Annotated in this window: 16 protein-coding genes; 9 read left to right on the forward strand and 7 right to left on the reverse strand. The window is 45.8% G+C overall.

Annotated features, from left to right (window positions below; translation table 11 throughout):
* Positions 1–3: 3 nt before the first annotated feature.
* A complete protein-coding gene (rimM, locus tag EO132_RS08500) occupies positions 4–531 on the forward strand; it encodes a ribosome maturation factor RimM (protein WP_127137454.1) in 528 nt (175 codons plus the stop codon).
* Between the two features lie 279 nt (positions 532–810).
* Here rimM and EO132_RS08505 read toward each other — a convergent pair whose 3' ends face one another.
* Complete coding sequence (locus EO132_RS08505) at positions 811–1,260, reverse strand: hypothetical protein (protein WP_127137455.1); 450 nt, start codon at positions 1,258–1,260, stop codon at positions 811–813.
* A 136-nt stretch (positions 1,261–1,396) separates the two neighbouring features.
* On the opposite strand from EO132_RS08505, the gene EO132_RS08510 reads away from it, so the two are divergent.
* Positions 1,397–2,056 (forward strand): tRNA1(Val) (adenine(37)-N6)-methyltransferase, encoded by a 660-nt coding sequence (locus EO132_RS08510; protein ID WP_235856416.1) that lies wholly within the window; start codon positions 1,397–1,399, stop codon positions 2,054–2,056.
* Positions 2,057–2,099: 43 nt separating this feature from the next.
* The gene (locus tag EO132_RS08515; RefSeq protein ID WP_127137457.1) at positions 2,100–3,278 is read left to right on the forward strand and encodes an acyl-CoA dehydrogenase family protein; all 1,179 of its coding nucleotides are present in this window, start codon (positions 2,100–2,102) and stop codon (positions 3,276–3,278) included.
* Here EO132_RS08515 and EO132_RS08520 read toward each other — a convergent pair whose 3' ends face one another.
* The 5 genes from EO132_RS08520 to hutH form a co-directional block, all read right to left on the reverse strand.
* Positions 3,279–5,585 (reverse strand): FdhF/YdeP family oxidoreductase, encoded by a 2,307-nt coding sequence (locus EO132_RS08520; protein ID WP_127137458.1) that lies wholly within the window; start codon positions 5,583–5,585, stop codon positions 3,279–3,281.
* Between the two features lie 844 nt (positions 5,586–6,429).
* Complete coding sequence (hutG, locus tag EO132_RS08530) at positions 6,430–7,401, reverse strand: formimidoylglutamase (RefSeq protein ID WP_127137459.1); 972 nt, start codon at positions 7,399–7,401, stop codon at positions 6,430–6,432.
* Between the two features lie 4 nt (positions 7,402–7,405).
* Positions 7,406–9,409, reverse strand: coding sequence for a urocanate hydratase (locus EO132_RS08535; RefSeq protein WP_127137460.1), 2,004 nt, complete (start codon positions 9,407–9,409; stop codon positions 7,406–7,408).
* An 11-nt stretch (positions 9,410–9,420) separates the two neighbouring features.
* Positions 9,421–10,647 (reverse strand): imidazolonepropionase, encoded by a 1,227-nt coding sequence (hutI, locus tag EO132_RS08540; RefSeq protein ID WP_127137461.1) that lies wholly within the window; start codon positions 10,645–10,647, stop codon positions 9,421–9,423.
* A 1-nt stretch (position 10,648) separates the two neighbouring features.
* Positions 10,649–12,226 carry a histidine ammonia-lyase gene (hutH, locus tag EO132_RS08545; protein WP_127137462.1) on the reverse strand — a complete coding sequence of 526 codons (1,578 nt, stop codon included), beginning with the start codon at positions 12,224–12,226 and terminating at the stop codon, positions 10,649–10,651.
* 75 nt (positions 12,227–12,301) lie between these two features.
* On the opposite strand from hutH, the gene EO132_RS08550 reads away from it, so the two are divergent.
* Both EO132_RS08550 and EO132_RS08555 read left to right on the forward strand, forming a co-directional pair.
* Positions 12,302–13,189 carry a LysR family transcriptional regulator gene (locus EO132_RS08550; RefSeq protein WP_127137463.1) on the forward strand — a complete coding sequence of 296 codons (888 nt, stop codon included), beginning with the start codon at positions 12,302–12,304 and terminating at the stop codon, positions 13,187–13,189.
* A 48-nt stretch (positions 13,190–13,237) separates the two neighbouring features.
* Positions 13,238–13,792 carry a nitroreductase family protein gene (locus EO132_RS08555; protein ID WP_127137464.1) on the forward strand — a complete coding sequence of 185 codons (555 nt, stop codon included), beginning with the start codon at positions 13,238–13,240 and terminating at the stop codon, positions 13,790–13,792.
* Here EO132_RS08555 and EO132_RS08560 read toward each other — a convergent pair.
* On the reverse strand, positions 13,789–14,301 hold the full coding sequence (locus EO132_RS08560) for a DUF456 domain-containing protein (RefSeq protein ID WP_127137465.1): 513 nt from the start codon (positions 14,299–14,301) through the stop codon (positions 13,789–13,791). The two genes, EO132_RS08555 and EO132_RS08560, sit on opposite strands and share 4 nt — an antisense overlap.
* A 156-nt stretch (positions 14,302–14,457) precedes the next feature.
* Between EO132_RS08560 and EO132_RS08565 the strand changes: the two genes are divergently transcribed.
* The 4 genes from EO132_RS08565 (at position 14,458) to EO132_RS19565 (ending at position 19,836) form a co-directional block, all read left to right on the forward strand.
* On the forward strand, positions 14,458–14,856 hold the full coding sequence (locus EO132_RS08565) for a hypothetical protein (RefSeq protein WP_127137466.1): 399 nt from the start codon (positions 14,458–14,460) through the stop codon (positions 14,854–14,856).
* A 110-nt stretch (positions 14,857–14,966) separates the two neighbouring features.
* Positions 14,967–17,192: a TonB-dependent receptor gene (locus EO132_RS08570; protein ID WP_127137467.1), complete on the forward strand. Its 2,226-nt coding sequence runs from the start codon at positions 14,967–14,969 to the stop codon at positions 17,190–17,192.
* Positions 17,193–17,311: 119 nt separating this feature from the next.
* Positions 17,312–17,674, forward strand: a complete 363-nt coding sequence (locus tag EO132_RS08575) for a BlaI/MecI/CopY family transcriptional regulator (protein WP_127137468.1) — start codon at positions 17,312–17,314, stop codon at positions 17,672–17,674.
* Positions 17,671–19,836: a M56 family metallopeptidase gene (locus tag EO132_RS19565; protein ID WP_235856417.1), complete on the forward strand. Its 2,166-nt coding sequence runs from the start codon at positions 17,671–17,673 to the stop codon at positions 19,834–19,836. Before EO132_RS08575 ends, EO132_RS19565 begins: the two co-directional genes overlap by 4 nt.
* Positions 19,837–19,840: the final 4 nt, after the last annotated feature.

Here is a 19,840-nt window from a genome sequence, read left to right on the forward strand (position 1 = left end):
ACGATGCGTAAGGAAGACTGTTTCTACCTGGGCAAAGTCGTTTCAAAATATAGTTTTAAGGGCGAGGTATTGGTCAAATTGGATACCGATGAGCCCGAGAGCTACGAAAATATGGAATCAGTGCTTGTTTCATTGGGAAACAACCTGATTCCATTTTTTATTGATAGATGCCGATTGCATAAATCCAATCTACTCCGTATCGATTTTGAAGAGGTCAAGGACGAACCTTCGGCGGATAAATTGATTGGGTCTGAATTATACCTTCCTTTGACGATGTTGCCCCCTCTTAGAGGAAATAGATTCTACTATCACGAAGTCATCGGTTTTACCATTTTGGATGAGGTTCACGGCGATATAGGCATTGTTGAATCCGTAAATGATAGTGCTTCCCAAGATTTGTTCGAAATCAAGAAAGGGGATAAGGAGCTGTTGATCCCCATAAGTGATGACATTATTGCCAAAGTGGATAGGGAAAATAAAACCATCCACGTAAAAACCCCTGAGGGATTGGTGGACCTTTATCTAGGTTAGGACAAAAAGCAAGTCAGGTCAATCCCTCTCTCCATTTGACAAATCGAGACGGAATAATTTTAATTTTTCCACTTGCCGCCAACTTGATGAAAACCCAAGGATTTGCCCAATCAGGAGGTTTTCAGTTCCCTGCCTTCTCCTAAATCAGTTTTGCCGATAAGATTATAGGTTGCTTCCAATCTAAATTTGTCAGCTGCAAAACCAGGTCCCAAAAGACCATCGGACCTATCATCGACCCCAAGGTCTGCATCACATTCTGTTTCTTCGGCATAGGTTATGTCAAACCAATGCGGCCAAAGGAACTAAGGCCATTACCTGCACCAAGAAGTGGCGCAAAGGAGCTTGTTGAGTTAAAACAACGGTCAAAAGTAAGGGTATGATACACTTGCCTCTGCGGAAGCGAGGCCAACCTGGACGTTTTTGGCCATAGCGGTAGACTCCAAGCGTATACCAACTGTTCATGTTGTCAGCTATATTGGTTTTTGGTTCAAGAGCACATATTGCGCCACGAAAACTGGGCATGATGTGGCCAGCCTCAAGTCCAACACGGAATTTACCCTGTTCTTGTGCTTGTGATGCTGTGACCACTGCTAGCATAAGTAGGAATGCAAAAGGGATTTTTTCAAAATCATGGGTTTGGATAATTTGGAACCGATGTGATCCGGGCTCTCCCCAATGTATGGTTGGAGAAATAACCACATTGATCTGGGTTTTTACCCTGTGGATCAACGGATGTCCTGTTTGGGTTAATGAATGCCCTATTTGAATTGGGTTCCGTCAATCAAGTACAGGCTTTTGACTTACCTTTGATGTCATGAAACCGTTCAAATTCAAGGAATTTACCATTTATCAAGACCAGTGTGCAATGAAAATAGGTACAGATGGAGTATTGTTGGGCGCATGGACATCACTGGACAGGCAACCGGAATCCATTTTGGATATTGGAGCGGGAACCGGAATCATTGCTTTGCAATTGGCGCAACGTTCGTCTGCGGAAACCATCGATGCCATTGAGTTGGATGACGCTTCCTACGAACAATGTGTTGCCAATTTTGAAGCCTCCCCATGGGCAGACAGACTGTTCTGTTATCATGCGGGATTTGATGAATTTGTGGATGAAATGGATGATAAGTACGATTTAATCGTTTCAAACCCTCCATTTTACGCCGAGGAAGTTGCCAGTGGTAATGAAGCCCGCGATAAAGCAAGGCAAAACAGCTCATTGCCCTTTGATGAATTGGTTCAGGGTGTATCGCAGTTTTTGACGGATAACGGAACTTTTTCGGTAATTATTCCCTTTAAAGAAGAGGATAACGTTAATGGTCTAGCGGAAGGAGTTGGATTGTTCCCAAACCGGATCACAAGGGTCAAGGGAAATCCCGAAACTGATTTTAAAAGAAGTTTGATGGAATTTAGTTTCCACAATAGTAAACCATATATTGATTCGTTGGTCATTGAAGAAAGTCGACACCAATACACGAAGGAATACATCGATTTGACCAAAGCATTTTATTTGAAAATGTAACAATAGTCGAATGAAATGTTATATTTACTTAAAATTATTTTGAATGAAGCCTGACGTATTTGAAGCCCCAGATTACTACAATCTTGATGATTTGCTTTCCGAGGAGCATAAACTGGTTCGTGATGCTGCCCGTCAATGGGTAAAGCGCGATATATCCCCGATTATTGAGGAATATGCCCAAAAAGCGGAATTTCCCGAACAAATTATTGGAGGATTGGCCGAAATCGGTGCTTTTGGTCCCTACATTCCCGAAGAATATGGAGGAGCTGGTCTGGACCAGATCAGTTATGGGTTGATCATGCAGGAGATTGAACGTGGTGATAGTGGGGTTCGTTCCACAGCTTCTGTACAATCTTCTTTGGTCATGTATCCCATATTTGCTTATGGTACCGAAGAGCAGCGTAAAAAATATTTGCCCAAGTTGGCCACAGGGGAGTGGATGGGCTGTTTTGGTCTTACGGAACCCAACCACGGTTCCAACCCCGGAGGTATGGAAACAAAATTCAAGGACGCCGGTGATCACTATGTGCTGAACGGTGCCAAATTATGGATTTCCAACTCGCCATTTGCCGATATCGCCGTTGTTTGGGCCAAAAATGAGGAAGGTAGAATACATGGACTTATCGTGGAACGTGGTATGGAAGGCTTTTCCACACCCGAGACGCACAATAAATGGTCATTGAGGGCATCCGCAACGGGCGAGCTTATTTTCGATGATGTAAAGGTGCCCAAGGAAAATCTATTGCCTGGTAAAACTGGATTGGGAGCTCCATTAGGTTGTTTGGATTCTGCTCGTTATGGTATTGCATGGGGAGCCATAGGAGCCGCCATGGATTGTTACGATACCGCACTGCGTTATGCCAAAGAACGTGTTCAATTTGGCAAACCCATTGCCGCATATCAGCTTCAGCAAAAGAAATTGGCCGAAATGATCACCGAAATCACCAAGGCCCAATTATTGGCTTTCCGTTTGGGGCAATTGAAGAATGAAGGCAAGGCCACAACAGCCCAGATTTCCATGGCCAAACGGAACAATGTGGAAATGGCCATTACAATAGCCCGCGAAGCACGACAGATGTTGGGTGGTATGGGCATCACGGGGGAGTACAGCATTATGCGCCATATGATGAACCTGGAAAGTGTGATTACCTATGAAGGTACTCACGATATCCACCTTCTGATTACCGGTGCGGACATTACGGGAATGCCTGCGTTCAAATAATCAAGTTCGGGAAATTTTCTCCACGGTAACCTTAATGGACTTGCTGATGGGCGTCTGGCTCTTATCGGCAAAATGATTGTGCGGCACCAATAAGTTGGTTTCTGGAAAATAAGCGGCCATATTTCCTTTTGGAATGTTATAGGTTACCACCAAGAACTTTTCTGCTGTTCTTCGGATGCCATCATAATGGCTGTGCAGGTTGACCACATCGAGTTGGGTCAGTCCTTTTTCAATCATATCCCATTCATTCATAAAAACCACACGCCGTTCGTTATGGATGCCACGATAGCGATCGTTCAAGCCGTAAATGGTCGTGTTGAACTGGTCATGCGAGCGAATGGTCATCAACAATAGCTCATCAGGTTTTAATTGATGGTCGGGCAGCGGGGTAATGGACAATTGGGCCATTCCGTTGGGGAGTTTCCTAAAATCACGGTTACGAACATTATTGGGCAGATAGTACCCAAACCCTTTGGATCGTTCGCTGGTATTTTCGAAACCCTTCACGGTTTTGTCTATCAATTTTCGGATAAGGTCGTAATCTTGACCCAGTTCATACCAATTCATGGAATGATTCCCCCTAAAATAGGTGTGTGCCAAAAGTGAGATGATCTCAGGTTCACTCTTGATGTGCTCCGAGGCAGGTCGTAACAATCCTTTGCTCTGTCTCACCTTGCCCGTACTGCTTTCCATGGTCAAAAATTGGAGCTCGCCGTTCTTTTCATCTTTTTCGGAACGTCCAAAAGTGGGCAACAGTAAAGCTGTCTTGCCCGTCACCAAATGACTTCGATTCAGTTTGGTGCTGATTTGTACGGTCAAATTACAATTTTGAATGGCCTCTGCAGTGTATTGTGTATCGGAAGCGGCCATCAAAAAATTGCCGCCCAAACAAACAAAAACCTTCGCCTTTCCTTCGTGCATGGCCTTAATGGATTCCACGGTATCGTATCCTTTTTCAGTAGGGGGGTCAAAATTAAGGTGCTTTTGGATATTCTCGTTCAAGGTTTTGTCCACGTAGTGCATGATCCCCACCGAGCGATCGCCCTGAACATTGCTATGCCCACGAACGGGACAGGTCCCGGCAAAGGGTTTTCCGACCGCTCCCTTGAGTAACAGGATGTTGACGTATTCCTTGATGCAGTCCACTGCATTTTTATGTTGGGTAATGCCCATGGCCCAGCAGACCACGATTTTGGAATTTTCGGCCAACAATGCCGCAGCCTTGTCAATTTTCCGCATGTAAACGCCGCTTCTCCGTTGAAGGCCTTCCATGTCGTAGCGGCTCAAATCCTTCAACAGTTCATCATAGCCATCTACGTACTCTACAATGAATTCATGGTCCAGGACATGGGGGTTTTTTGCATCCAAGGCCACCAATTTTTTAAGCAGCAGTTTGGCCAAGGCGATATCCTCATTGATCTTCACGGGCAAATGGATGTCCGCTATAGGCTGGCCGTTGCCCAACATGTCCGAGACATTCTGTGGATTCTTGAAGTTGACCAATCCCGTTTCGGCCAACGGATTTATACTGATGATCTTCCCTCCGTTGTTTTTGCATTTTTCCAGAGCCGATAGCATTCTCGGATGATTGGTACCGGGATTTTGCCCCACGACTAGAACAACCTCTGCTCCGTATAAATCGTCCAGTTTTACGGAACCCTTTCCAATGCCCAAGGTTTCCGAAAGTGCCACTCCGGACGATTCATGGCACATATTGGAACAATCGGGCATATTGTTGGTGCCAAGGGCACGGGCGAACATCCCGTAGAGATATGCTGCCTCGTTGCTGGAACGGCCCGAGGTGTAGAATATGGCTTCGTTAGGATTTTTTAATTGGTGCAATTCATCCGAGATCAATTCAAAGGCATCCTGCCACGTAATGGGTTCGTAATGGACACTGTTTGGTCTTAGGACCATGGGTTCAACCACACGTCCCAAGCTGTTGAGCTCATAATCGCTGAGCTGTGATAATTCTTCCACTGAATGTTTCGTGAAAAAATCGGCACCAATGTATTCTCGAGTGGCTTCATCTGCCAATGCTTTTGCCCCGTTTTCACAGTATTCCGCAATCTTGGATGGATGTTCTGGTACGGGCCACGCGCAACTGGGGCAGCGAAAACCATCTTCTTGGTTCATTTCGAGCAAACTGCGCATGGAACGCACTATCCCCATTTCCTTAAAACTGTGCCGCAAGGCTTCCTTTACACCCAAAAAACCAGCGGAGGTCTGCATGGGTTCCTTAAGTCGAAGTCCAGTGAATTTGATGTCCCCGGTCAGGGAAACGTCACGCTTTATCTCTGTTTCCATGCTCTAATATAGGATTTTGGAACGGGATGGTTGTTTTTCATCACTTTGGGAAATTCCACGCTGACCGGAATTTGCCTTGATACAAATTTGAATCACATTGGATTTCCTGGGTGATTTGGTGGGGAGCGCGTACCTTAACGCATATTTGTCCTTGTGGATTGCAACAGCTTCCATGCCTCCTGCGAGCGGGCCTTTCAACCCCAGTACAATAGTGTTCCTGTGGGGGCCCTGTCCAATATCGATGGTGGTTCCATCTCTTGCAGTGGTGGAGCAAAGGTGCTTGGGCTACCCATGGGCGCCCTTGAATTCAAACAGTCAACATGCCCTTATCCCATAGTCCAGTCAAATGCCGAGAGTCCACCTATGCAATCAAAGCTGTTTGATTTACCAAGAACAGAACAATGCCATTTCGAGTGCAGTCGGGAGATCACCCCATGGCCAAGACGGTGTTCGGGATTATTTCATTGGTAAAGAGTAGTGCGATTCGTGCCTAACCTTAGCTGCATTTTGGATGTTGGGTTTATTTCTTTGGAATGATTTTGCCTTGATTTTTATTGAAAAGACGGCAAGTTCAAAAAGCTTTGCTATCTTTGCCATGTTGTGTTGGATTCCAGTCGCGATGATTGGAATCAGGTTGAAGCATCAAACCGATGCTCGCCAATGAAAGGCTTTCCTTTTGGAAGGCTTTTTTTGTTTATGGGACCCGGGTTTGAACTTGTTCAAAAATCCAGGCCGGACAAATTCCGCTGAAAAGCGGAATCCTTTCCCAATGAATTGGGTAATAATGCCACCTCGAGTCTTTCGACTGCGCTGGATATGACCGATTGACCTGAAGCAAAGAACATCAACTTCCCGAAACACTGTGTGCCACATGGTGCACCAGTGAAGCGGCCAACTTTGCTGTTTGTCCGTCAATATCGTACTTGGGATTCATCTCGGCGATGTCCACACTGATCAGTTTTCCGGAGCCGATAATCGATTTCAGGCATTCCAAAACCATATAAGGGCTAAAGCCCATGGGTGAGGCAGCACTGACCCCGGGTGCATAGGCCGAGGAGAACCCATCCAGGTCGATGGTCACATAAATATGGTCCACATTTTTGGCAAATGCATTGATCCAGGTCGTGATTTCCTCGAGTAAGGGAATTTGGAAGGTATCGTTCATTACATAGATCACATCAAGCTCCCTGGCCGTTTGGAACAGGTTTCTGTCGTTGGCATCCTTCCGGATGCCCAGACAGAGGTAGTTAAAATCGATGCCCTCTTTTTCACAGTCTTTCGCTATCTGGTAAAATGGGGTTCCCGAATTGCTTTGCTCGGTGTTTTTCCGCAAATCAAAATGTGCATCAAAATTGATGATACCGATGGTCTGACCTTCTTTTTTAGCATCCAAATATGTTTTGATTCCGTTGTAATGACCATAGGCCATATCATGTCCGCCACCTAAAATGATGGGAAACTGTTTTTTTTCTAAAAGGGTTGTGACCCCTTTGGCGAGTTGCTCTTGGGCAGATTCCATATCGCTATTGGTGCAGGTAATGGAACCCACATCGTGCAACAGCACATTGCTGCCCAAATGGTTGGGCATTTTGGCAAAACTGCTTTTGATCGCATCCGGCCCATCTTCAGCTCCAACACGCCCCTGGTTTCGGTGTACTCCAGCATCACAGGCATATCCCAAAAGAGCAATGGATTTTTTTTGGGCCTCGGGAAGTTCCTCCAAGGGTGTACAATGCACTTTTTCGTGCAGGTACAGCCACTTATTGGAGACTCTTCCTGTCCAAAGGTCTTTTTTCGGGGGGTCGTAGTGTTTCATCAAATTAAAAGAGATGGTCCAAAATATCAGCTGCTACAAGATACGGCAAAGTTACCTTTAAATTGGGGGAGCGTTCCATTTCTCGTTCAATGGCAAAGCGGGCTTCCTTGTTCCTGGCCCAGCTTCTGCGGGAAATACCATTGTTCACGTCAAAGAACAACATTTTCTTCAAACGAATGGAGGCCTCTTCAGAACCGTCGAGCACCATGCCAAACCCACCATTGATCACTTCGCCCCAGCCAACGCCACCACCGTTGTGGATGGAAACCCAGGTGGCGCCCCTAAAACCATCGCCAATCACATTTTGAATGGCCATATCGGCAGTGAACTTGCTGCCGTCGTAAATATTGCTGGTTTCTCGAAAAGGGGAATCGGTTCCGCTTACATCGTGATGGTCGCGTCCCAATACCACGGGAGCACTGATTTCTCCCTTGGCAATGGCCGTGTTGAAGGCATCCGCAATTTTACTGCGTCCCTCGGCATCGGCATAAAGGATTCGAGCTTGCGAACCCACCACCAATTTGTTCTGGTCCGCTTCCGAGATCCATTTGATGTTGTCCTGCATTTGCTGTTGGATTTCCCCAGGAGCCTCGGATTTTATCTTTTTCATCACTTCAAGGGCAATGGCATCCGTTTTTTGAAGGTCCTTTGGGTCGCCAGAGGTACATACCCATCGGAATGGACCGAATCCGTAATCGAAGCACATGGGTCCCAAAATGTCCTGTACATAGGATGGATACCTGAAGTCGATATTGTTCTCGGCCATCACATCACCGCCCGCACGGGAAACTTCCAACAAAAAGGCATTGCCATAATCAAAAAAGTAGGTGCCTTTTGCAGTATGCTTGTTGATGGCGTTGATTTGTCTGCGAAGCGATTCCTGTACTTTTTCCTTGAAGGCTTCGGGATCTTCCACCATCAAAGCGTTGGATTCCTCAAAAGAAAGTCCCACGGGGTAGTAACCTCCTGCCCAAGGATTGTGCAATGAGGTTTGGTCGGAGCCCAAATGAATAAAGATGTCTTCCTTATAAAAACGTTCCCAGACGTCCACTATATTGCCAATGTACGCCAAGGAAACCACTTCTTTGTTTTCAATAGCTTCTTTGGTACGGACGACCAAAAGGTCCAAGTCCACCAACAATTCATCCACCCAGCCTTGTTCGTGTCGTTTTTTGGCGGCCTCTGGGTTGACTTCCGCACAAATGGTGATGCCCCCAGCGATATTCCCTGCTTTGGGTTGGGCACCGCTCATGCCCCCAAGTCCAGCGGTCAGGAAAATCTTTCCCTGGGGAGATTCGTTTTTCTCCAATACTTTTCGAAATGCATTCATGACCGTGATGGCCGTTCCGTGGACAATGCCTTGAGGTCCGATGTACATGTACGAACCTGCAGTCATCTGGCCATATTGAGTGACGCCCAGTGCATTGAAACGTTCCCAATCATCAGGTTTGGAGTAGTTGGGAATCATCATGCCATTGGTGACCACCACGCGTGGTGCTTCTTTGGACGATGGAAAAAGTCCCATGGGGTGCCCAGAGTACATGTTCAAGGTCTGTTCCTCGGTCATTTCCGCCAAATATTTCATGGTGAGCAGGTATTGTGCCCAGTTTTGGAAAACGGCACCATTACCGCCATAGGTGATGAGTTCCTCAGGATGTTGTGCCACGGCAGGGTCCAAATTGTTCTGGATCATCAGCATGATGGCCGCCGCCTGATGTGTTTTCGCTGGATATTCTGAAATGGGCCTTGCATACATTTCATAATCGGGCTTGAACCGGTGCATATAGATGCGTCCATGGGTTTTTAGCTCCGCTGCAAATTCCGGGGCCAGCTCTTTGTGCCAAGCTTCGGGAAAATAACGTAGCGCATTTTGTACAGCCAGTTTTTTCTCTTCCTTGGAGAGAATGTCTTTCCGTTTTGGCGCTGGATTCCCATTTTTAGTATAGGCCCTTTTTGCTGGAAGTTGCTCGGGTATACCCTGTGATATTTGTTGTTGAAATTCGGTCATGATGCGATGTTTTAGTGGATGGGCGTTCCTTTTTTCCAAACTTCACTTGGTTTTAGCTGCCCTTGATGGTAAGTGATTTCTTGGTAGTTGTCCGTGGGAAAAACGACAAAGTCAGCCTGTGCCCCGGCTTCCAGTTTACCCCTGTCCGTCAAACGTAAAGCCGCAGCGGCCCTGGAAGTGATGCCGGCCAAGACCTCCGTATTGGAGAGTTTTTCAAATGTTCCCAAAATACTGGCTTGGGTCAACAGGTCGCCCATGGGAGCGGAACCTGGATTGTGGTCACTGGCGATGGACAGAGCACCGCCTGTATCCAAAATTCTCCGGGCAGGGGTGTAGGCACATCCCAAACCTAGGGATGCGCCCGGCAATGCCGTGGCAATGGTATTGCTCTTGGCGAGCAATTGAATTTCTTTTTCAGAGCTGGCCTCCAAATGGTCGGCACTTACCGCATCAAAATCCACAGCTACTTGACTGCCGCCCGTGGTAAATTGGTCGGCGTGTACCGTGATATCAAATCCCATTTCCTTTGCTTTCTGGAAATAGGGTTTGATTTCTTCTTGTGAAAAAGCACTTTCTTCCACAAAGGCATCCACGCGATTGGCCAAGTTTTCTGATTTTATAATGGGAAACAATTCATTGATGATCACATCCAGATAATCCTTGTCCTGATTCCAATCTTTTGGTTTCATATGTGCTGCCAAACAGGTCGGGACCAAAGTCGCATTTGAAGTTTCATTGGCCTTTTTAATGGCGCGTAGCATTTTCAGTTCTTCTTTTACAGAAAGGCCGTAACCGCTTTTCACTTCGATAGTGGTAACGCCATTATTGAGATGTTTTTGACTTCTGGAAAGGATTCCTGCTACCAATTCGTCTTGTGAAGCTTTTCGTGTTTGGGTTACCGTGTCCCAGATACCGCCCCCTGCCTTGGCAATCTCCAAATAGGTTTTTCCTGCATTGCGGAAGGCGTAATCACGAGCACGGGTACCGCCAAAACAAATATGGGTGTGGGAGTCCACAAAACCTGGTAGACACACTTGATGACCATCTATCTTATGGATGTCGACATTATCGGATTTCAACTCATCAAATATTCCGACTTTGATAATTTTCCCTTCGGAAACCAACATACCCCCGTTTTCTATGATGGGCAGTTGCTCATCTTTAAGCGCTCCCTTTAAGGGGAGTCCCGTCATGGGAAGCAATTGGCTAAATGGTCCTATTAATAATGGTTTGTTCATGCTAATATGTTTCAAATTCGTCAAGATGTGGTGCGTTCCACTTCAGTTGTTTTTCGTCCATCACACGGTCAACCAAATCAATGATTTCACGATGTTGAACGATTTCGATTCCTTTTTCAATGTCATCGGCAAAGACACGGTCGTTTTTGGCAAAGGCGACCTTGGTTCGCAAGAATGTATGGATCTCATCCAACAGAATACCTGATTTTAGTGGTTTTCTGTATTCGAATGCCTGGGCCGAGGTCAATAGTTCAATGGCGAGGATTTTCTCCACATTCTCAATAATGTTCAGTGCTTTTCTACCGCTGATGGATCCCATACTCACGTGGTCTTCCTGTCCCAAAGAGGTGGGAATGCTATCGGCACTAGCTGGAAAACACAGGCTCTTGTTCTCGCTGGCCAATGCAGCAGAGGTGTACTGCAAGATCATGTAGCCCGAATTGATGCCTGTATCGTTCATCAACAATTTTGGAACTCCTGGACTGTTGCCCTCTAGGGCTAGATAGATGCGTCGGTCGGAGATATTCCCGATTTCCGAAGCGGCCAATGCGGCATAATCCAAGGCCATGGCCAAGGGTTGGCCATGGAAATTGCCACCGCTGATGGTAAGCTCATCATTTATGATGACAGGATTATCGGTAACGGAATTGAGCTCTACTTCCAATAATTCTTTTAAATGAAGCCAAGCATTGCGTGATGCTCCATGTACTTGCGGCATACAACGAAGGGAGTAGGGATCCTGGACCCGCTCACAATCGATATGGTCTTCCAAAATTTCGGAACCTTGGAGCAGGGTCCGTATTCGACCTGCCACATGCTGGTTGCCCTTGAAGGGGCGCAGTTCATGCAATTCTTCATAAAATGGTTTCATGGAACCTTGTAGGCCTTCGAGCATCATGGCACCGATGATATCCGCATGGCGTAGGCAATACTGTAATTTATGGACCACCATTACCCCATGGGCGGCTATGAATTGAGTACCGTTGATCAAGGCAAGCCCTTCTTTTGGACCCAATTCCAAGGGTTTTAGTCCGGCTTGTTGAAACAGTTCCTGTGTTGGGATGGTCTTTCCCTGATATGATACCTTGCCGAGGCCTATCAATGGTAAGAACAAATGGGATAGTGGAGCGAGATCGCCAGAAGCACCCACCGAACCTTGTGAGGGAACCACGGGAATGGCATCGTTCTCCAAATGCCAAAACATGCGTTGCAGGGTGGTCTGCGCAATACCGGAATATCCTTTGGCCAGGGCATGGATCTTTAGGATCAACATGATTTTTGCCAATTCCGTGGATATAGGTTCGCCAACTCCCACACTGTGACTTTGCAATATATTGGATTGCAGGACCTTGGTGTCCTCCTTGGATATTCTGGTACTGCACAGGGGGCCAAAGCCCGTGTTGATACCGTACACCGTATCGCCTTTTTCCACAATACGTTGCACACGTTGATAACTCGCATTTACATTTTTGAGGCATTCATCGGAGAAAACACCCTTTATGGTACCATGGGCCATGCCCAAGGCGATGCTTGCGGTCAAATGGTCTTCGCCAAATTGAAATGTTCGGTCTATAGCCATGCTTTTATCTTTTCCATAAAATTAGGGGATACGATTAATAATCGCCAATACTTATTTTTGTAATAATCAATAAGTATGAATTATCAAATAGAACTTCGACATTTCATCTATTTTTTGGCCGTGGCCGAGGAGCTTCACTACAGAAAAGCAGCCGAAAAACTGTTTATTTCCCAGCCTGGTCTGAGTACCCAGATCAAACAGATGGAGGAGATATTGGGCACCCAATTGTTTGTTCGGGACAAGAAAAAGGTGAGTCTGACCCCTGCAGGGGAGTTTTTGAAAAAGGAGGTGGAATTCATCCTGAACCATCTGGAGCAGACCAAAAAGCAAGTAAAACTAATCGGGGACGGTCAATTAGGGGAGGTTCGCATCGGTTTTTTGGGTTCGGCCATGCAGAATGTGGTGCCCGATCTGTTGTTGGGGTTAAAGGAAAAGTTTCCGACCATCCATACCACCTTAGAGGAACTTTCGAACCGAGCACAGATCAATGCTATTTTGGCCGATCGATTGGACCTTGGTTTTGTGCGATTGTCCCGAGTACCGAAAGGGTTGGACGTCAGACCGGTTTTTGAGGATACTTTTTCGTTGGTACTGCCAGAGGAACATCCTTTGGATAAAGGCAATTTTAGGAACATCGATCAAGTGGCCAATGAGGATTTCATTCTTTTTTCCCAAGATTACAGTCCCATGTACTACGATACCGTGCTCAGTATTTGTGAGGATAGTGGATTCGTGCCCCATGTCTCCCATAAATCGGTACATGCACAGACCATTTTTAAACTCGTAGAGAACAAATTGGGTATTGCCATTGTGCCAACAACGCTTCAGTATGGGTTTCAGATGAAGGTCAAGTTCATCGAAATGAAAAACATAAAACAGCGAGCCGTTTTAAGTATGGTCTGGAAAACCGACAATAGAAATCCTGCGCTCCAAAAGGGTATGGACCTCCTTATGGAATTATGATGGCAAGGTTTTACGGCGTAACTTTGGAATTCAACATAAATGAGTAGTATGATTTTCGATTTGATCAAGGAGAGGAGAAGTATCTTCCCCCAGCAATATATTGACAGGCCCATCGCCAAGGAAACCTTGGAAAGGATTCTGGAAGCGGCGAATTGGGCCCCTACCCACAAGAAGACGGAACCATGGCGCTTTAAGGTGCTCACGGGCGCGAAGAAACAGGAATTGGGGATTTTCCTTTCCAATAAATATGAGGAAGTTGACCCCAAACCGAAACAGATGAAGATCAAAAAATTACAATTCAACCCTTCCAATTCTGGAGCCGTGATCGCTATCTGCATGCAGCGAGATCCAAAAGGGAGTTTGCCCGAGTGGGAAGAGGTGGCCTCGGTGGCCATGGCGGTCCAAAACATGTGGTTGTGCTGTACCGAACTGGGCATTGGCAGTTATTGGTCATCGCCCGGGCTCATCAAATACATGGATGAGTTCTTTGATTTGAAGAAGGGTGAAAAATGCCTTGGCTTTTTCTATATGGGCTATTTTGATGGGGAGGTCATCCCATCGACGAGAACATCCATTGCCGATAAAGTGGAGTGGTTGGACTAACTGAATGTGAACAGGCCACCTGCGTACTTGATGGTAATGTAAATGAAGAAAACAGCGTAAAGAAACGTTACCACAAACTTCATGAAAGTACCTGTCAAAAAACCCAAAAATGAACCGAAAGCCGCCTTCATGGCGGTTTCTTTATTGGCCTTGTTCAACAATTCTCCGACCAAGGCCCCGATAAACGGCCAGATGATAATGCCCAAAGGCCCGAATATGGGAACAAATATGGCGACCAACAATCCAACGATGGTGCCCCACATCCCTGCTTTGCTACCGCCGAACCGTTTGGTGCCCATGGCAGGGATCACATAATCCAAAATGGTTATGGCTATGGCTATCACAAAAGTGATTCCCAGTACCCACCAATTGTCGGGCACCGCTTTGGTCAAGTAGAGCAACAAAAGTCCGATCCAACTTATGGGTGGACCTGGTAAAACGGGCAAAAAACTGCCCAGTATACCGACCAGCATCAAAAGAAACCCTAAAACGAGCAAAGCAATGTCCATGGCTGTGTTTTACTGTTAGACAAATGTAACAGACAATTGTTACAAACAAAATCAAAATAAAACCCTACACTTAATTTTTTCGTAGGTACATTTGAAACCGATTATCAAGAGGTCGTGAAACCGAATAAAACACATACAAAATCAAAGTTCATCCGAATGGGATGTGCGGTAATGTGCATGTTTTATCTACTCGGGCTTTTCAATGGAATGGTGTTGGAGACCCTTCACGAGGTTTCTCACGTTCTGGCCCCCAAAACACACCAGCATAATTTTGCCTCGGATCACCAGGCCATTGACTATTCTTCCCTTGAGGCCATGGCAGGGCACTCGCACGAAGCCTTGGAGGCCTTGAAGGAACTCTTGGAGGCCAATCAATCTGATGAACAGGAATCCAATGATGATATCAGTCTTAAATTGGACAAACATTTCATTGAAGGAACCCATCTTTCATCGGAAATGAAAACCTTGCCGGTTACCGAGCGAAATTGGGTTTATCAATCCTATACTTCTTTTTGGCACGTAGGTGTAACCACGCCTCCTCCCCAACGTAGTTGAAAAATAGCTGGACCAATTTTAGAAAGCAAGTTCCAATCCTTTTTGGAGCAGGTTCAGCAATGCTATTATTCAGACTTAATTTACACAAATCAAAATTTAAAGACAACGACATGAAATATTTTATGGCGGCATTGTCCATGCTGTTCATGGGCACTATCGCTGCACAAAACGTAAAGGGAAAACTGGTGGATGAGGCCGGTTCCCCGATAGAGGATGCTGGAATTTTCAACAAGACCAGTGGACAACACAGTCACACCGACGGAACAGGGCATTTTGTTCTGGACAGGACCTCGGTAAGCGATACCATTTATTTTTCAAAACTTGGGTATGCCACTTTGACCAAAGTGGTAAGTCCATCAGATTTACAAAACCCGATGACCATTGTCCTTGAAGAGAGTTCTATTTCTTTAGATCAAGTGGTTTTGGTCTCCGAAGTGGATGCCTTGAGTAGGGTGGTGGATGTGGACGTGAAAACGAATCCCGTAAAATCCTCACAGGAAATTTTGCGGAAGGTCCCAGGGCTGATCATTGGCCAGCATGCCGGTGGGGGCAAGGCCGAGCAGATCTTCCTGCGGGGCTTTGATGTGGACCACGGAACCGATGTGGCCATCAATGTGGACGGGATGCCCGTGAACATGGTCTCCCATGCCCATGGTCAAGGTTATGCGGACCTTCACTTTGTGATTCCGGAGACCATTGAAAATGTAAACTTTGGGAAAGGGCCTTACTACGCTGACCAGGGGAACTTCAATACCGCCGGTTATGTGAATTTGGGGCTAAGGAAAAGCTTGGACCAGAGCATGCTGTCCACCGAAGTGGGACAGTTTGGTGCCCGTAGGTTTGTTGGGATGCTCAATGTGATGGACAACCAGAACAGCAATGCCTATCTGGCCTCCGAACTGTATTTGACGGATGGCCCGTTTGAATCGCCACAGAACTTCAATCGAATCAATATTCTCGGTAGATATCGCTATGCATTGCCCGGAGATCAGGAGCTGTTGTTGACGGCTTCTCACTTTTCCAGTAAGTGGGATGCATCGGGCCAAATACCACAACGAGCCGTAGATCAAGGCTTGATCGGTCGCTTTGGAGCCATCGATGATACCGAGGGTGGACAAACCAGCAGGACCAATTTCGTTTTGAACCATAACAAGAACCTGGGAACAGGGAAATCGCTCAATACCATGGCCTTTGTGTCCCACTATGATTTTGAATTGTATTCCAACTTTACCTTTTTCCTGGAAGATCCCGTGAATGGAGACCAGATCAAACAGTTTGAAGACCGAATGATGGCTGGTGCCAAGACGGTTTTTCAGAACAATTCGGCCAATTTGGGCGATATGGGGTTCAAGTACCATGCAGGGATCGGTTTTAGGTACGATAATGTGGACGACAACCAATTGTCCCGTACCCTGAACCGTCAAGAATTGTTGGAACGCTTGGCATACGGCGATGTGGACGAGGCAAATGGCTACGCCTTTGCGGGAGCTGAATTCAAGTCGGGCAAGTTTACGTTTGAACCTGCCCTGCGATTGGATTATTTCCGCTTCGATTATATCAATAAAATGAGTGAGCTGTACGATAGCCGTAGTGAGGAAAAAGTGGCTTTTAGCCCCAAATTCAATACCATTTACAGTCCGTCGGAGAATACTCAGTTGTTCTTGAAGACGGGTATTGGTTTCCATTCCAATGATACCCGGGTGGTCGTGGCCAATGGAGGCGAAGAAATTTTGCCAGCTGCCTACGGAGTGGATTTGGGAACCATCATAAAACCAGCTGATAAACTGGTGTTGAACGCCACCTTGTGGACTTTGTTCTTGGATCAAGAGTTTGTATACGTGGGGGATGCAGGTATTGTAGAGCCTAGCGGAAAAACCAGAAGAATGGGTGTTGAAGTAGGGGCTAGGTATCAACCTTTGGATTGGCTATACCTCTACACCGATGCGAACTATACCCATGCCCGTAGCACCGAAGAGGCAGATGGGGAAGACCATATACCCTTGGCACCCGATTTTACCATGGTAGGCGGTCTTACTTTAGGAGGCGAACAGGGCCTTTCAGGGGGATTGAACTATAGGTATATCGATGATAGACCTGCCAACGAGGACAATTCCATCGTAGCGGAAGGCTATTTCGTGACCGATGCCACACTCAATTATAGTGTTAACAATTGGACGTTTGGACTGATTGTGGAAAACCTGTTCGACACCGAATGGAACGAAACACAGTTCGCCACGGAAAGCCGTTTGTTCAATGAACCCAACTCGTTTGAAGAGATTCATTTTACACCGGGAACGCCTTTCTACTTGCGTGGGAAGCTTACCGTGACCTTCTAAACAATTATCCGCCAGCATACTGCGCTGGCGGATTTTTTTTCATTTTTTAACTAAAAAATTAGTTTAAACTAAATATTTAGTTATATTTGTCCCATGTTGAACTAAAAAGTTAGTTGATAATGAAACAACTTACCAAGGCAGAAGAAGAGGTCATGCAGCTCCTTTGGAAAATCGGAAAGGGGAATGTGGCCGCAATTTTGGAAGAATTGCCGGAACCCAAGCCAGCCTATAATACCGTATCCACCATTGTTAGGATTTTAGAGGACAAAGGTTTTGTGTCGCACGAAAAAGTGGGCAAAGGGCATGTGTACTTCCCTTTGATGAAAAAGGAAGAGTACAGCAACCAAAGGTTGAACACCTTGATGGATGGATATTTCCAAGGATCATTTACCAGTATGGTATCCTTTTTTATGAAGAAGAACGATATCAGCTTGAAGGAACTCGAAGAGATTATGAAGAACATTAAAGACAAAGAGCAATGATTACTTATATATTGGAATCTTTAGCGTTTCAACTGGTCTTTTTGTTGGCCTATGACCTTTTTCTAAAGAAAGAGACCTTTTTTCAATGGAACCGAGCCTATCTGTTGGGTACGTTCGCGCTTTCCCTCATATTACCTTGGGTAAAGATTCAGGCCCTCCAGACCACTATGCCGCAGGAGTTGGAGACCACAACGGTATTTCTTACACAATTGAATGGGGTAGCGCTGGGTCCTGGAGTGGAAGAAGCCAGTTTTCTGGAACGTATCCCATGGCCGTATTTGGTTTTGGGCGCGGGGAGTATTTTGGCCACCATTTGGTTCGCTTACAAGTTGGTTCAGATAAGTAGGCTCCGTCATAAAAGTGTGGTGGAAAATTACCGGGAATTCACGAAAGTCACGGTGCCCAAAAGTACCTCTGCCTTCTCCTTTTTCAGAAACATTTTCATGGGAGAGGAAATCAAAAAGGACAAGGAGGCCAACATCTTGGCTCACGAATTGGTACATGTAAAGCAATGGCACACCTTGGACCTGCTCTTTTTTGAGTTGGCAAGAATCGTCTTTTGGTTCAATCCATTGGTGTATATCTACCAAAACAGGCTTGCAGAGCTCCATGAGTTCATTGCCGATGAAAAAGCGGTCAAACAAAACAAGGCAGCACATTTTGAGATGCTGTTGTCCGAAGCGTTCCATACGCAGAACATCAGTTTTGTCAATCAATTTTTTAATAAATCACTAATCAAAAAACGAATAGTCATGTTACAAAGAAAGAAGTCCAAAGCCGTATGGCAGTTAAAGTATGTATTGTTGTTACCTCTGGTACTGGGGATGTTGGTCTACACCTCATGCGAGAATGAAAAGGTGTCGGAGACCGAGGATCCCAACGAAGTAGTTGCATTGGAAGAAATGGTAATCGTTGGATTTGGAGGGTCAACTGAAAAAATCACTTTGCAGGTCGAGGACCTCGATGCACTGACAGACCTTGAGGAAGATAAAAAGAATCAACTTTTGGAGGAGTTCGCCCTGAACAAAGAGACGAAGTTGTTCGAAATAGTGGATAGGGAACAGCGTATGATCAAGATTCAAATAGAGGATGGCGAGGTCCAAACCGTGAAAGTGGATAAGTCATCCAAGAATGCCTCCCAATCGGTCACGGACAATGGAACTCCCTTTGGAATGCTTGATGAAGCGCCTGTTTTCCCAGGATGTGAGGGTGCGGAGGATAGCAAAGCATGTTTTCTTGAGAAAATCAAAGAACATATCCGTAAGAATTTCAGATATCCATCAGAAGCACAGGAACAAGGTATCCATGGGAGGGTCTCAATGATTTTCACTATAGATACGGATGGTAACATCACGAATATAAGAAAGCGCGGCCCCCATGAACTTTTAGAAGAAGAAGCCGTAAGGATTATCAAGAAAGTGCCCCAGATGACCAGCCCTGGGATGATGGATGGCAAAGCCGTGGATGTTCCGTTTTCCATACCGATAACCTTTAGGTTAAAAGGAATGGAAGGGGAGAAGATTCAAGTCCAAGAAACCGGAGAGTCGGTTCCCTTCGCCACCATTGATGAAGTACCCGTGTTTCCCGGTTGTGAGGATGCATCAGATAAACGAGCTTGCTTCCGAGAGAAAATCCAAGCCCATATCCGTAAACATTTTAGATATCCTGAAGCTGCCCAAGAACAAGGGATTCAAGGTAGGGTTTCAGTTCTCTTCACAATTGATGCAAATGGTGCAATTTCAGCTATAAAAAAGCGAGGCCCCCATGAATTATTGGAGAACGAAGCAGAAAGAATCATAGGACGCTTGCCCAAAATGCAACCCGGAAAACATGAAGGGAAAATAGTAAAAGTGCCTTTTGCCATACCGATTACCTTTAGGTTACAAACTCAACCTGAAGATACCACGGTAAATGGCGCTAAAGATTATATGCTTGTAAGTGCGAGTAGGATAAAAAAGCAGGGGGAAACGTTTTATGAGGGTACGGTGACCGATAAAGAATCTTTGGGTTTGTCCGGCGTTGTTGTTTCAGTTGAAGGCAAAGAATCAGGGGTCATTTCTAATTTCAATGGGGTTTTTTCCATTCAAGCTGAAGAAGGGGACGTGTTGAAATTCCAATATGTAGGCCTTCCGGACAAAATAATCAGAATACCTATGAATTAATTTT

Source organism: Flagellimonas oceanensis (assembly GCF_003992595.1).
Taxonomy (GTDB): domain Bacteria; phylum Bacteroidota; class Bacteroidia; order Flavobacteriales; family Flavobacteriaceae; genus Flagellimonas; species Flagellimonas oceanensis.

Excerpts from the sequence above, each read along its gene's own strand:
- rimM (WP_127137454.1), top strand. The coding sequence starts at position 4 with ATGCGTAAGGAAGACTGTTTCTACCTGGGCAAAGTCGTTTCAAAATAT.
- EO132_RS08510 (WP_235856416.1), top strand. The coding sequence starts at position 1,397 with ATGAAAATAGGTACAGATGGAGTATTGTTGGGCGCATGGACATCACTG.
- EO132_RS08515 (WP_127137457.1), top strand. The coding sequence starts at position 2,100 with ATGAAGCCTGACGTATTTGAAGCCCCAGATTACTACAATCTTGATGAT.
- EO132_RS08520 (WP_127137458.1), bottom strand. The coding sequence starts at position 5,585 with ATGGAAACAGAGATAAAGCGTGACGTTTCCCTGACCGGGGACATCAAA.
- hutG (WP_127137459.1), bottom strand. The coding sequence starts at position 7,401 with ATGAAACACTACGACCCCCCGAAAAAAGACCTTTGGACAGGAAGAGTC.
- EO132_RS08535 (WP_127137460.1), bottom strand. The coding sequence starts at position 9,409 with ATGACCGAATTTCAACAACAAATATCACAGGGTATACCCGAGCAACTT.
- hutI (WP_127137461.1), bottom strand. The coding sequence starts at position 10,647 with ATGAACAAACCATTATTAATAGGACCATTTAGCCAATTGCTTCCCATG.
- hutH (WP_127137462.1), bottom strand. The coding sequence starts at position 12,226 with ATGGCTATAGACCGAACATTTCAATTTGGCGAAGACCATTTGACCGCA.
- EO132_RS08550 (WP_127137463.1), top strand. The coding sequence starts at position 12,302 with ATGAATTATCAAATAGAACTTCGACATTTCATCTATTTTTTGGCCGTG.
- EO132_RS08555 (WP_127137464.1), top strand. The coding sequence starts at position 13,238 with ATGATTTTCGATTTGATCAAGGAGAGGAGAAGTATCTTCCCCCAGCAA.
- EO132_RS08560 (WP_127137465.1), bottom strand. The coding sequence starts at position 14,301 with ATGGACATTGCTTTGCTCGTTTTAGGGTTTCTTTTGATGCTGGTCGGT.
- EO132_RS08565 (WP_127137466.1), top strand. The coding sequence starts at position 14,458 with ATGGGATGTGCGGTAATGTGCATGTTTTATCTACTCGGGCTTTTCAAT.
- EO132_RS08570 (WP_127137467.1), top strand. The coding sequence starts at position 14,967 with ATGAAATATTTTATGGCGGCATTGTCCATGCTGTTCATGGGCACTATC.
- EO132_RS08575 (WP_127137468.1), top strand. The coding sequence starts at position 17,312 with ATGAAACAACTTACCAAGGCAGAAGAAGAGGTCATGCAGCTCCTTTGG.
- EO132_RS19565 (WP_235856417.1), top strand. The coding sequence starts at position 17,671 with ATGATTACTTATATATTGGAATCTTTAGCGTTTCAACTGGTCTTTTTG.